Genomic DNA, 248 nt, shown 5'->3' with positions numbered 1-248 from the left:
ACCGCCGAGCTGCTGAGCGGGCCGGACGTACCGCTGCTGAAGGAGTGCGGGAGCCCGAGTGCACCCGCGTCTGCGTCGACCGCTCGCGGGGCCCGCCGGCAGTGGTGCGGCATGGAGCCCTGCGGGAACCGGATCAAGGCCGCCGCCCACCGGGCCCCTGAGAAGGACGTACGGGCCGCCCCCTCCGCGTGACCGGCCGGCCGCGTCCTGCGCAGGAGTCCGCCCCGGCCGCCCCCGGGTGCCGGCTG

General features: G+C 78.2%; 1 protein-coding gene. It reads left to right on the top strand.

Translation table 11 applies throughout. The features are described from left to right. The coding region (locus IH13_RS0108095; protein WP_031082370.1) for a CGNR zinc finger domain-containing protein at positions 1-192 on the top strand (192 nt) is incomplete at its 5' end. Positions 193-248: the final 56 nt, after the last annotated feature.

Source organism: Streptomyces sp. NRRL WC-3549, from assembly GCF_000721935.1.
Classification (GTDB): domain Bacteria; phylum Actinomycetota; class Actinomycetes; order Streptomycetales; family Streptomycetaceae; genus Streptomyces.
This window is presented reverse-complemented; position numbering and strand designations above follow the sequence as displayed.